Origin of the sequence: Streptomyces montanus (assembly GCF_005786655.1) — a bacterium.
Classification (GTDB): Bacteria; Actinomycetota; Actinomycetes; order Streptomycetales; family Streptomycetaceae; genus Streptomyces; species Streptomyces sporangiiformans.
This window is the reverse complement of the sequence record NZ_VBZC01000004.1, coordinates 206,446-218,532: the sequence shown is the minus strand read 5'-3', so window position 1 is coordinate 218,532 and position 12,087 is coordinate 206,446. Positions and strand designations below refer to the sequence as shown.

Annotated in this window: 11 protein-coding genes; 3 read left to right on the top strand and 8 right to left on the bottom strand. The window is 70.7% G+C overall.

The genetic code is table 11. The features are described 5' to 3' along the window. Positions 1 to 115: 115 nt before the first annotated feature. Entirely contained in the window at positions 116 to 871 is a 756-nt protein-coding gene (locus FE633_RS04965) for an SDR family NAD(P)-dependent oxidoreductase (RefSeq protein WP_138043824.1), read from the bottom strand. A 95-nt stretch (positions 872 to 966) separates the two neighbouring features. Here FE633_RS04965 and FE633_RS04960 point away from each other — a divergent pair, with 95 nt between their 5' ends. Further along, on the top strand, positions 967 to 1,602 hold the full coding sequence (locus tag FE633_RS04960) for a TetR/AcrR family transcriptional regulator (RefSeq protein ID WP_138043823.1): 636 nt from the start codon (positions 967 to 969) through the stop codon (positions 1,600 to 1,602). Continuing rightward, positions 1,595 to 2,965 carry an FAD-binding oxidoreductase gene (locus FE633_RS04955; RefSeq protein WP_138043822.1) on the top strand — a complete coding sequence of 457 codons (1,371 nt, stop codon included), beginning with the start codon at positions 1,595 to 1,597 and terminating at the stop codon, positions 2,963 to 2,965. Before FE633_RS04960 ends, FE633_RS04955 begins: the two co-directional genes overlap by 8 nt. On the opposite strand, the gene FE633_RS04950 is transcribed toward FE633_RS04955, so the two are convergent. The 3 genes from FE633_RS04950 to FE633_RS04935 form a co-directional block, all read right to left on the bottom strand. Then, positions 2,940 to 3,332 (bottom strand): chorismate mutase, encoded by a 393-nt coding sequence (locus FE633_RS04950; RefSeq protein ID WP_138043821.1) that lies wholly within the window; start codon positions 3,330 to 3,332, stop codon positions 2,940 to 2,942. The two genes, FE633_RS04955 and FE633_RS04950, sit on opposite strands and share 26 nt — an antisense overlap. A gap of 154 nt (positions 3,333 to 3,486) precedes the next feature. Continuing rightward, positions 3,487 to 4,950: a class II 3-deoxy-7-phosphoheptulonate synthase gene (locus FE633_RS04940; protein WP_138043820.1), complete on the bottom strand. Its 1,464-nt coding sequence runs from the start codon at positions 4,948 to 4,950 to the stop codon at positions 3,487 to 3,489. A 317-nt stretch (positions 4,951 to 5,267) separates the two neighbouring features. Further along, the gene (locus FE633_RS04935) at positions 5,268 to 5,939 is read right to left on the bottom strand and encodes an FMN-dependent NADH-azoreductase (protein ID WP_138043819.1); all 672 of its coding nucleotides are present in this window, start codon (positions 5,937 to 5,939) and stop codon (positions 5,268 to 5,270) included. A 122-nt stretch (positions 5,940 to 6,061) separates the two neighbouring features. On the opposite strand from FE633_RS04935, the gene FE633_RS04930 reads away from it, so the two are divergent. Next, positions 6,062 to 6,991 (top strand): LysR family transcriptional regulator, encoded by a 930-nt coding sequence (locus FE633_RS04930; protein WP_138043818.1) that lies wholly within the window; start codon positions 6,062 to 6,064, stop codon positions 6,989 to 6,991. Here the strand turns inward: FE633_RS04930 and pheA are convergent. Genes pheA through FE633_RS04910 form a run of 4 tightly spaced genes read right to left on the bottom strand, consistent with a single transcriptional unit; the run spans position 6,961 to position 11,934 of the window. Further along, positions 6,961 to 7,806 carry a prephenate dehydratase gene (gene pheA, locus FE633_RS04925; protein WP_138043817.1) on the bottom strand — a complete coding sequence of 282 codons (846 nt, stop codon included), beginning with the start codon at positions 7,804 to 7,806 and terminating at the stop codon, positions 6,961 to 6,963. The two genes, FE633_RS04930 and pheA, sit on opposite strands and share 31 nt — an antisense overlap. Before the next feature lie 9 nt (positions 7,807 to 7,815). After that, complete coding sequence (locus FE633_RS04920) at positions 7,816 to 8,220, bottom strand: nuclear transport factor 2 family protein (RefSeq protein WP_138043816.1); 405 nt, start codon at positions 8,218 to 8,220, stop codon at positions 7,816 to 7,818. 16 nt (positions 8,221 to 8,236) lie between these two features. Continuing rightward, a complete protein-coding gene (locus FE633_RS04915) occupies positions 8,237 to 9,160 on the bottom strand; it encodes an NAD-dependent epimerase/dehydratase family protein (protein WP_171059787.1) in 924 nt (307 codons plus the stop codon). 17 nt (positions 9,161 to 9,177) lie between these two features. Next, complete coding sequence (locus tag FE633_RS04910) at positions 9,178 to 11,934, bottom strand: non-ribosomal peptide synthetase (RefSeq protein ID WP_138043814.1); 2,757 nt, start codon at positions 11,932 to 11,934, stop codon at positions 9,178 to 9,180. Positions 11,935 to 12,087 lie beyond the last annotated feature (153 nt).

Here is a 12,087-nt window from a genome sequence, read left to right as displayed (position 1 = left end):
GCGCACCGCGCGCTCGGACGACGTTCATGTGGGCCGGCTTCGGCAGCGCGGGCAACCGCGCGGGCAACAGACAGGGGGCAGGCAGCCGTCCGAGCCGATCTGCTGAAAGGCCGGATCAGAGCGGGACGGTGGTGTGCACGCCCGAGGCCCGGTCGAGCAGATACTGCAGCGGCTCGTCGGCCCACGGTCCGAGTCCGGCGACGAGCCGGCCCGCGTGATGACCGAGTTCCAGGGCGGTCAGCCAGGCCGGGCTGTCCGCGCCGAGGGCCGCGCGCGGCCGGGTGCGGATGGGCCCGATGACCAGTTCGTACGTCCGTGGCCCCTGCCCGTCGAGTTCCGCGGTGAGCGAGCGCAGCAGGGACTTCTTCGCGGCGTTGGTCGCGCCCACCAGTGCGGCGCCCGGGTAGGGGATCTCCGCGCTGAAGCCGGACAGATGGACGAGGGCGCCGTTCGGTGCGATGAGCGGGGTCACGGCGCGCAGGGCGCGGAAGTGGCTGGTGAGATTGTCGGCGATCATCTCGTCCCAGACCTCGTCGGTCGTGTCCAGAATGCCCGCGCGCCGGGGCGGTCCCCAGTTGCCGATGCTGATGACCGCGCCGTCGAACAGGCCGTATCGCTCGGTGAGTTCCCGGCGTACGGCCGCGCTGTCGCTGTCGGCGACATCGATGACCTGGGTGTGCAGGGTGCCCGGGCCACAGCCGTCCGCGTAGTCACTGACGCGGCGCAGTCGGGCGGCGTCGCGGCCCGCCGCGACCACCACGGCGCCCTGCTGGAGGAGTCCGAGCGTCATCCCTTCCCCGATGCCGCCGCTGGCTCCGGCGACCAGGACGGTGCGGCCCTCCAGAGGGGGCGGCTCCTGCGTGCTGTTCATGGCTGACCTGCTCTCTCGGTCGATGGTAATGAACGGTTGGTCATTAGTACCGGGAAAAGCCCGTCACCGCTAATGACCACATGTACATTAAGCTCATGCGTAAGGACATCACCCCCGCGCCGGAGGCCACCGCGCTCCCCGCGAAGAAGCGCCGACGCGCTCCCGAGGCGCACCGCGAGGCCATCCTGGAGGCGGCCCGCGCCGCGTTCGCGGAGCGCGGCTACACCCGGGCCACCATCCGGGAGATCGCCGGCCGGGCCGGGGTCACCCATGGCCTGGTCATGCGGCACTTCGGCTCGAAGGAACAGCTGTTCCTCGCCGCGGTCCCCGGCACCCGGGACCTGCGGGAGCTGATGCCCGGCTCGGCGGACACCCTCCCCGACCGCATCGCCCACGCCTTCGTCGAACGTATGGAACGGGCCGACGGAAACGACCCGTTCATCGCGCTGATCCGCAGCGCCGCCTCCGACGAACAGGCCGCGACCGACCTGTACGCCGCCATGTGGCGCAGCAGCACGGACGCCTACCGGACCGTCCTGACCGGGCCCGACGCGGAGGAGCGCATCGACCTGCTGGCCTCCCACCTCATCGGTGTCACCTTCAGCCGCTACGTCCTCAGGAGCGGCCCGGTCGCACACATGCCGCCCGAACGGCTCGTCCGGCATCTGACCCGCACACTGCGCTGCATCCTCGATCCCCAGGACCCGGAAGGAACCCCCGGACATGACTGAACAGGTCGCCGACGAGAGACGGCCGATCGACACGGCCGCGGGCGTGACCGCGGCCGTGACCGCGGCCGCGTTACCGCAGCGCCTCACCGGCCGGACGGTCCGGCCCTCGGACCCGGCGTACGAGCGCGTACGCCACGGCTATGTGCACCGGGGCGCCCCGGCCCTGGTGATCTTCCCCGGCGATCCCGCGGACGTCGCCGCGGCACTCGCGTACGCCCGCTCCCTCGACGTGCCGCTGTCCGTGCGCAGCGGCGGGCACGGCATCAGCGGCCGGTCCACCAACGACGCGGGCGTGGTCATCGACCTGTCCGGGCTCGACCGGGTCGAAGTCCTCGACCCCGCGACCCGCCGGGTCCGGGCCGAAGCCGGCGCCCGGTGGGGCGACGTGGCACAGACCCTCGCCCCCTACGGGCTCGCCATCAGCTCCGGGGACACCGGGGACGTGGGCGTCGGCGGTCTGGTGACCGCCGGCGGAGTGGGCTGGTTCGCGCGCGGGCACGGCCTGACGATCGACCATGTGGTGGCGGTCGAGATCGTGCTGGCCGACGGCGAGTTCGTGCGAGCCGACGCCGAGCACCACCCCGATCTGTTCTGGGCGGTCCGCGGCGCCGGAGGGAACTTCGGCATCGTCACCGCGGTCGAACTGGAGGCGTACGAGAGCGGTGACGTCGTCTTCGCCAACCTCGTCTACGACGCCCGGGACACCGCGGGGCTCCTCGAACGCTGGGGAGCCGTACTCGAAGAGGCTCCCAGGGAACTGACGAGCTTCCTCACGCTCATGCCCGCGCAGGCGGGCGGCCCGCCCCTGGCTCACGTCAGCGCGGTGTACGCGGGTGACGAGCAGCGCGCCGCCGGGCGGGCGCTCAACCCGCTCGGCGGGATCGGCCCGCTTCTCCAGCAGCGGGCGGTGCTCGCCCCCTACCCGGCTCTCGTGCCGGTCAGCGGCGCCACGCATCACGGGCAGGGGCTCGGGGCGACCCGGTCCGGACTGCTCGACCATCTGACCCCCGCCGCCGCCCGGGCGGTCGAGGACGCCGTCAACTCGGGGCAGATCCTGATGGAGCAGTTCCGTTCTGTGGGCGGCGCGGTCAACGACACGGCCCCCGAGGCCACCGCCTACGCCCACCGCTCACAGAACTTCTCGCTGCTCTCCGCGACGGTCCCGGCGATGGAACAGGCCCTGGACAGCCACTGGTCCCGGCTCGCGCCCCACCTCAACGGGATGTACCTCAGCTTCGACACCCGCAGGACCCCCGAGGTGCTCGCGGAGGCATTCCCCGAGCCCACGCTGTCCCGGCTGCGCACGCTGAAGGACCGCTACGACCCCCAGAACGTGTTCAACCAGAACTTCGCGCTCCGGTGAGGGCGGCGGCCGCCGGGCCACGGCGCGGCACTCGCCCGGCGGCCGTGCTCTCCTCGTCCTGAGGACGCAGCGCGAGCGCCTCGTGCTCCTTGATCACCTCGGCGATGACGAAGGTGAGGAGCTTCTCCACGAAACCCGGGGCCAGTTGGGCGGATTCCGCGAGGCCGCGCAGCCGCGCGAGCTGCACCGCTTCCCTGGACGGATCCGCCGGGGGCAGCCGGTGGGCCGCTTTGAGACGGCCCACCTGCCGGGTCCGTTTGAAGCGCTCGGCGAGCATGTGCACCACTGCCGCGTCGATGTTGTCGATGCTCTGGCGCAGTTGGACCAGTTCGTCGCGTACGGACTGGTCGGTGTTCGCGGTCGGCATGGGCCGGAGCCTTTCGTTTTCCTCGTGTTCCCGTAGTCGTTTCTCAGACCGGCAGGCCGTCGAGGGCTAGGGCCTGTCCGGCGGATCAGGGTCGGATAGGCCGCGGCGTCTGGTGCGGTGCATCGCAAGGCGCCGGAGCGTCCTAATAGCGGAGCTATTCGGATGTTTCGGCAACGCGGCGAGGTGCCGTGCCAGGCGTCGCGGACCCGGCCATGATCCGCCGGACAGGCCCTAGCGCGGCGGCCGGGTCGACCGCCCGGCGCTCGGTGCCGAAGAACTCGGCCACCATGAAGGCGAGGTCGAGGGACTGGCTGCGGTTCAGCCGCGGGTCGCATGTGGACTCGTAACGTTCCGGCAGGTCGGGGAAGTCGAGGTCGTGCCCGCCGCCGACGCATTCGGTGACGTCGTCGCCGGTCAGCTCGACATGGATGCCCCCGGGGTGGGTGCCGAGGGCGCGGTGCACCTCGAAGAAGCCGCTGACCTCGCCGAGGATGTCGTCGAAGCGGCGTGTCTTGTGGCCCGACGGGGCGCCCATGGTGTTGCCGTGCATCGGGTCGGTGACCCAGGCGACCGGGGCGCCCTCCGCCACGACGCGTTCGACGAGCGGGGGCAGGAGGTCACGGATCTTGTCCACGCCCATGCGGATGACGAAGGTGAGCCGGCCGGGCTGCCGGTCGGGGTCGAGGCGGTCGATGAGGCGCAGGGCGGTCTCGGGCGTGGTGGTGGGGCCGAGCTTGACGCCGATGGGGTTGTCGACGCGGGAGAAGTACTCGACGTGGGCGCCGTCGAGTTGCCGGGTGCGCTCACCGATCCACAGCATGTGCCCCGAGGTGGCGTACTGACGTCCGCTGCGCAGCTCCCGGCGGGTCAGCGGGGTCTCGTAGTCCAGCAGGAGGCCCTCGTGGGAGACGAAGAACTCCGTGTCGTCGAAGTGCTCGGGTCGGCCGCCGGTCGCCCGCATGAAGTGCAGGGCGCGGTCGATGGCGTCGGCGATGAGTTCGTACTTCTCCCGCAGGGGCGAGCCCGCGATGAAGTCCCGGTTCCACTCGTGGACCTGGTCGAGGCTTGCGTGGCCGCCCTTGGTGAACGCCCGCACCAGGTCGAGGGTGTCGGAGGACGCCTGGTACATGCGCAGCAGGCGCTCGGGGTCGGGGACGCGTGCCTCGGCGGTGAAGGGGAAGCCGTTGACGGCGTCGCCCCGGTAGGTGGGCAGGGTGACACCGCCCAGGGTCTCCGTGGGGGACGAGCGGGGCTTGGCGTACTGACCGGCGAGCCGGCCGACCTTCACGACGGGCATCGACGCGGCGTAGGTGAGAACGGCCGACATCTGCAGCAGGGTGTTGAGCTTCCTGCGGACGGTGTCGGCGGAGTTCCGGTCGAAGGTCTCGGCGCAGTCGCCGCCCTGGAGCAGGAACGCCTCGCCGCGCGCCACGGCGGCGAGGCGCTCCTTGAGCGCGTCGCACTCGCCGGAGAAGACCAGCGGCGGGTGGGCGGCCAGTTGTTCGGTGACGTTGTGCAGGGCGGTCGGGTCGGGCCAGTCGGGCTGCTGGGCGGCGGGCCGCGCGCTCCAGGTGTCCGCGAGACGGACGCCGGGGAGCTCGGACTTCAGAGTGTTCATGTCTCGGCCTCGTGATTCTGTCGCGTGGTGGAGGGGTGCGGGAACGCGGAAGCCCCGGGTCGGCTCACGGCCGGTCCGGGGCATGCGTGTGTGGGCGTCGGGTGGGTGTCCGCGGGGCTGGGGCAGTCTCCTCGGCTGAAGGGCAGGAGCCGGGCCCGGTCCGGCAGGAGGACGCCGGGCCGGGCCCGTGGGGGACCGGGCCCGGCCCGGCGGGGGAAGTGCGGGTCAGGCCCGGAGGGGGACCGGGCCCGGTCCGGCGGGGGAAGTGCGGACCAGGCCCGGAGTTCGTGTCGTAGTGCGTCGGGCGCCGGGGGCGGTCAGCGCGTGGCCGCCGCGCGGGCGCCGTCGACGGCCTCCTTGTAGGAGGTGGCCGCCAGCTCCTGGAACTGGAGGAGCCGGGGCACGTGCGCCGACTTGGTCATCTCGGAGTGCAGGAACGTGAGGTCCTCGGTGAGGGCCACCATGCTCAGGGCCGCCTTCAGGTAGGGCTCCTGGTAGTCGAAGTCCTGGCGGGGGGTGCCGGGGCCGTAGGCACCGCCGCGGGCGGTCGTCACCACGACCTTCTTGCCGGACAGGGGGCCCTTCCCGGTGGCCGGGTCGGTGACCAGGGGTGCGATCAGCACGCGGTCGAACCATGCCTTGAACGTCGAGGGCACCGAGAAGTTGTACATCGGGAGGCCGAAGAGAATGGTGTCGGCCGCGAGCAGTTCCTCGATCAGCGGCCAGGCCACCGCCCAACTGGCCTTCTCCTCGGGCGTGACGGCCGCCTCACGCACCGCGTCGAGGTCGCGCAGCCCGGTCTTCTCCAGGCGGTGCATGATCTCGATCTGGGCGTCGTCGATGTGGGGCACGGGGTCGGCGGCGAGATCGCGGTAGACGTAGGTGCCCTCCGGGTGGGCCTCGCGCCAGGCTTCCGCGAACTCAGCGGAGACCTGACGGGAGACGGAGGAGCGGCGGGGACTGGAATCGATGTGAAGCAGCGAAGGCATGACGAACTCACTTGTGTCATCGGAGGTTTGGCGGGGCTGGAATCATTCAAGCGGTTGTCGAGGCGTCCCGTCCCGTAGTCTGACGTGACGCTTACTGACAGCTTGCGTTAGCGAGGTTGACGGTGTTGGACGTACGAAAGCTGGTGCTGCTGCGGGAAGTCGAGGCCCGCGGCTCCATCGCCGCGGCCGCGCAGGCCCTCAACTACACCCGTTCCGCGGTTTCCCAGCAGCTCTCGGCGCTGGAGGCGGAGACCGGCACGGCCCTGCTCGACCGCGGCAGCAAGTCGGCCGGGCTCACGGCCGCGGGCCGGCTGCTGGTGGAGCACACCGAGCGGATCATGAGCCAGTTGGAGAGTGCCGAGTCGGAACTGCACGCCAGGGACGGCAGGGTGACGGGCGAACTGCGCGTGGGAGTCCCCCTGCATGAGGGCCCCGCCCTTCTGGTGCCCGCGCTGAACAGGCTGCGGGAACTCCATCCGGAGCTGCGCGTCACCCTGCACGGCGTTCTGCCCGCCGAGAGCCGCGGCAGCGTGCGCCTCGGCCGGCTGGACGCCGTCCTCGCCACCCATTACCCCCAGGTGCCTGAACCACGGGTGCCCGGGCTGCACGAGGCTCCCGTGGCCGGCGACCGGATCCGCCTGGCGATCGCCCCCGGTCACCCGCTCGCCGGGGACGCTCCCCGGCCTCTGGCGGACTTCGCGGATCTGCCCTGGCTGCTGGACCCGTCCTCGGGCCTCGGGAAGCTGGCCCTGCACGCCTGCGCGGACACCGGCTTCGTCCCCGACGTCGTCTCCGACATCGGGGACATGCAGGCCGTGCTCAGCCTGGTCTCCATGGGCTGGGGCGTCGCCCTCGTCCCCGACCTGGCTCCCGACCGCCCCGGGCATCCCGTCACCCGTATCCCCCTGGAGGGAACCGAACTGACACGCCGGATCACCCTGGTGGTACGCAAGGGAGCCCTCGCGAGTCCTCCGGTGGCGGCCCTGCTGCCCGTGGTGCGGGAGGCCGCGGATGAACTGGCTCAGGCGGTCACGGCGCCCCACCTCGGGTAGCTGCCCAGGAACCGCACACCGAGACCGAGGGCGGTGAGGGCGGCCAGGGCGTCTTTCACCGGCGGGTCCTCGATATGCGCCTCGACATCGATGAACAGGTGGTAGCTGCCGAGCCGTTCACCGGTGGGCCAGGACTGGATCCAGGCCAGTTCCACGCCCCGTGTGTCGAACTCGGTGAGGATGTCGACGACCCTCGCGGGCCCCGATGTGCCGAGCGACAGCATGAGCGAAGTGCGGTCCTGGCGGGTCCTGGTGGGTCTGCTCCAGTCGGGGGCCACCGACACGAACCGGGTGACGGCCCGCGCGTCCCGGCCGAGACCGGTCGCCAGGATCCGCAGTCCGTACAAGTCGGCCGCCGGTGGTGCGGCGATCGCCGCACCACCGGCCGCGCCGGCCGCGGCGACCTCCTGTGCGGCCGCCGCGGTGGAGGCGGCCGTCTGGGCGCGTGCGCCCGGCAGCCGCTCGGCGAGCCAACGCTCGCACTGCGCGAGGGCGTGCGGATGGCTGAACACCCGGGTGATGTCCTGCGGCCTCACCCCCTCGGGGGCCATCAACGCGAAGGTCACGGGCACCTCGACCTCGGCGTTGATGTGCATGCCCGCGCTGACCAGTTGGTCCATGGTGACGGCCACCACGCCCCGCACGGAGTTCTCCAGCGGCACCACCGCCGCCTCGCAGTCACCCCTGCGGGTCGCGTCAAGGGCGGCGGGCACGGTGGGAAACGGCTGGTGCGGCACCTTCCGGGTCCTCGGCAGCAGGCGGCGCACGGCCGCCTGCGTGAAGGTCCCCTCCGGGCCGAGATAGGCGTACGTCATCTCCCGCCGTCAGCTTTCGATCACACGGTGGAACAGGACGGTGTCGAAGATGTCCTCCATGCGTACGGCCTTGCCGTCGCGCACGGTCCAGGAGTGGACGAACGGCAGGGTCTCGGTGTGGCCGCTCAGGGCGATGACGTCCCGGTGGCCGAAGACCACCACCCGGTCCCCCTCCTGGACACACTCGACGGGGTGCAGCCGCATGCCGCCGAGGACGGTCGGCACATGGGCGAGGAACTCCTTGACCCCGGCATGTCCGTGCTTGGTGCCGCCCAGGCCGTAGAGGTTCATGCCGGCGGGGTGCACCCACTCGATGTCCGGGTCCAGGGTCGCCAGGAGGGCGTCCACGTCCCGTGCGCGGAAGGCCGCGTAGGCGGCACGGATCGGGGCCAGGGGGTCGGTGTCGCGGGTCATGACGGACCCTCTCTCCTCAGCGGTCGGCATATTCGGGATACAGCGCTTCGAGGGTGCTGCGCACGCCCTCGCGCCAGGTGACCTTGCACGGGCCGGTCAGCTCGCGGCGCAGCGTCGGGTCGAACCGGTAGGTCTCGCGGGTGACTTCGCTGGGCACCAGGTTGGCCCGTACTCCGGTGAGTTCCTCCAGGTAGCGCACGCAGTCGGTCATGCCGACCGACTCGTCGCCGCCCCAGTTGGTGAGCGTCACAGGGACACCCGCCGCCTTCCACAGATGCGGGACCTGCTCGACGATGTCGTCGGTGTGCAGCAGCGAGCACCAGTTCTGGCCCTCCAGCGGGACCGGAATCGGCTCGCCGGCCAGCATCCGCCGGAAGTAGAGCATGGGAACCCCGCCGTAACCGCCGGGCCCGTACGCGATGTTCATCCGGGCGATGGTGGTCGGCAGGCCCAGCGTCTGCGCGTAGGCGCGGACGGTGCCCTCCGCCGCGATCTTCACCACGGGGTAGGCGGGCAGCCAGTCCGCCTTGCCGTCCAGCGGGTCGGACTCGGTGTACTGGTGGTCGAGGGTCTGGCGGGCGTAGAGGGCGCCCGTGGAGACGTAGAGGAACGCCTCCGCGGTACGGCAGTGGGTCATCAGGCGCCCGGCGGCGACCGAGTTGACCTCGACGGCCGTGGTGACGTCACCGTCCTCGCCCCGCCGTACGGCGGAGTGGATGACATGGGTGAAGTCCTCGGGGAGCCCTTTGAGGGAGTCCGCGCTCGTGTCGTTCATGTCCCAGCGGAACGTGTGGATGCCGTGCCGGGTCAGCTCCCGCTCGGAACCGGGGCTGCCGAACCTGCCGAGCGCCCATACCTCGTTGTCGGCGGCCAGGGCTTTGGCCACCGGGCCCGCCACCTGTCCGGTACCACCGGTGACCAGGATCTTCTTGCCGTTCACAGTGTCTCCTCGGGGGTTCAGCCGGCGTCGCCGAGCGCGCGGTCGAGCTCCTTGCGGAGGATCGACTGGAAGGTGGCCACGTGCTGCGGCCCCATCAGGGTGTAGTGCTCGCCGGGGACGTCGATGTAGCGGTTCTCGCCGGTGGAGTACTCGTCCCACCTGCGCAGTTCGTTGTTGAGCCAGTCCTCCTTGGTGCCGCGCAGCGGAACCGCGTAGAAGACCGTCATGGACTTCACCGCTCCGCTCGGCGTGTAGCTGCGGCCCAGGTTCGTCAGGCCGTCGGCGAGTTCCGCCCATGCCTTGAACTTCTCGAAGGTCAGGTCGAGTTCGGCGAGGCGCGCCTGTGGTGCGTGGTCGATGAAGTACGCCAGCTGCTCGTCCTTGGGCAGCGGGCGCAACTGGGCGGGCAGTTCGAGCGACTGCTTCTTGTCGATGAGCGCCAGGAAGAACGCCAGGTTGGTGGCGGTCTCGACGAAGTCCAGTTCGTCCATGCGGTACTTGATGTGCGGCGGCAGGTTGAAGCTGCCGACGAAGTCGACACGCTCGCCCTGCGCCTGGAGGACCTTGGCCATCTCGAAGGCCACCGCGCCGCCGTAGGAGTACCCGGCGAGGGCGTACGGACCGTGCGGCTGCTTGGCCCTGATGGCCTGGACATAGGTGTCGACCATCTCGGCCATGCTCTCGAACGGTGTCTCGCCGGGGTTGAACCCGCGGGCCCGCAGCGCGTAGAACGGCCGGTCGCCGACGAAGTACTTGGCGAGGTTGACGAAGACGAGCACCTCGCCGACGCCCGGGTGGACGCAGAACAGCGGCGTCTTGTCGCCGACGACCTGCATGGGAACGATCGGGTCGTAGGCGCGGACACCGGTGGAGCCGGCGGTGAGGTGTGCCGCCAGGGCCCGGACGGTCGGGGCCGTGAGCACGGTGATGATCTGCAGATCGTCGGCGCCCAGCCGCTGAGCCACCAGGGAGCGCAACCGCAGGATGTCCAGCGAAGTGCCGCCCAGGTCGAAGAAGTTGGCGGTGGCGCTGAGCTTGTCCGGGTCGGCGTCGAACATCTCGGCGTAGATGCCCGCGAGGACCTTCTCCGTCAGACCCTCGGGCTCGGTGTAGCCGCCCAGCCGGCGCAGGACGAGGTCCTCCACGGACTCCTTCACCGTGTCGTACGCTCCCACCTCCAGGCGCCCCCGCATCAGCGAGCGCTGGATCTTGCCCAGGCTCGTCTTCGGGAAGGCGTCCTTCGGCAGCGGCAGCACGAGGGAGGGCCGGAACCCCCAGTGCATCACCACGCTGCTGCGGACCGCGGTCAGCACCCGGTACAGCGCCAGTTCGTCGCCCTCGTCGGTCTCCGGGTGGAAGGCGATGACCAGTTGCTCGGTGTCGCTGCCCGGGGCCCGGGTGGGAAAGGCCGCGACATAGGAGGGGGCCACGTCGTCGAGGCCCTCGAGCACCGTCTCGATGTCGTGGCTGAAGTAGTTGACCCCGTTGACGATGACGCTGTCCTTGCTGCGGCCCACGAGAGTGAGGCGACCGCCGTCCATACGCCCCAGGTCGCCGCTGCGGAACCAGCCGTCGATGGTGAAGGCGTCCCGGGTGGCCGCTTCGTTGTTGTAGTAACCAGCCGTGATCATGGGGCCGTTCAGCTGGAGCTCGCCCACCTCGCCCTCGGACAGCGGCACATTGCGGTCGTCGGCCACCCGGATGCGCAGGCCCTCCACGGGAAGCCCCAGGTTGGCGAACTCCTGTCCCTGGTCGAACACGGGGAAGTCGCGGGAGTAGATGCTGCCGGCGCAGGTCTCCGACATGCCGAACGCGGGCCACAGCGCGTCCGGGCGCAGGCCGTAGGGGGCGAAACTGCGCAGGAAGGTCTCGCCCGTGGTGCGGACCACGGCCTCGCCGCCGCTGATGATCTGCCGCAGCCGGGACAGGTCGAGGTGCTCGCCGTCCTGCTCGTCGAGGCGGTCGGCCTGCGGATTGATCAGCCCCAGAAGGAAGTTGGGGGTGAACGTCATGGTGACGCCGTGACGGGAGATCAGCCGCAGGAAGTCCAGCGGCTCCTGGAGCACCGTGGACGCCTCGACGTGCACCTGGTCGCTGCCCGCGTACAGCGGCAGCAGATGGCATTCGAGCAGGGCGGCCACATGGTCGAAGGACACCCAGTTGAGGGTGGTGTCGTCGGCGGTGAGCCGGTGGTAGCCATTCTTGCCCGCCATGGAGGCCAGGAGGTTGGCGTGGGTGAGCATCACCGCCTTGGAGTTGCCGGTGGACCCGGAGGTCAGCACGAGGACGGCGGTGTCCTGCGGCTCCGCCTCGTGCACCACGTCGGCCGGGTACCGGCCGAACAGCGTGTCCAGCGAGGCGACGGCCAGGCCTTCCACCCGCGGCAGTTCCGCGGCCAGGGTGTCGCTGGTGATCACCAGCGGACCGTCGAGCAGCTTGTTGACATGGTCGAGTTGGGCCGCCCAGCGCTCCGGGTCGCCCCCGAGGGCCGCCATCGGGCACGGGACGAATCCGCCGAGCTGGCAGGCCCAGAACGTGGCAAGGAATTCGTGCGGTTTCTCAAGAAGCAGGACGACCTTGTCCCGCGGTCGGAGGCCACGCTCGACGAGCCCTCCGAGTACGGTGCGCGCCATCTCCTCCAGGTCCGCATAGCTCTGGAACAGCGGCTCCTCGTCAGCGGCGCCGAGGGGGAAGCGCAGTCCGGACTCCGGATGGTTGCGGGCGGCCCTCAGCAGCAGGTCCGTGATGGTTCGCGTGGCGACGGCTGTGGTCATGTGCGATGCCTTCTCTTCTCATACGCGGATACGGAGGTCGTGCGCGGTCAGCGAGATGGCGCCCGCCGTTCAAGGACCGGGCGCGGGCGAGGGACGTACGAGTGGAGGTCCGGGAGGCCTCAACCGGGCCTGCCTGGGGACAGAGCACCGGAC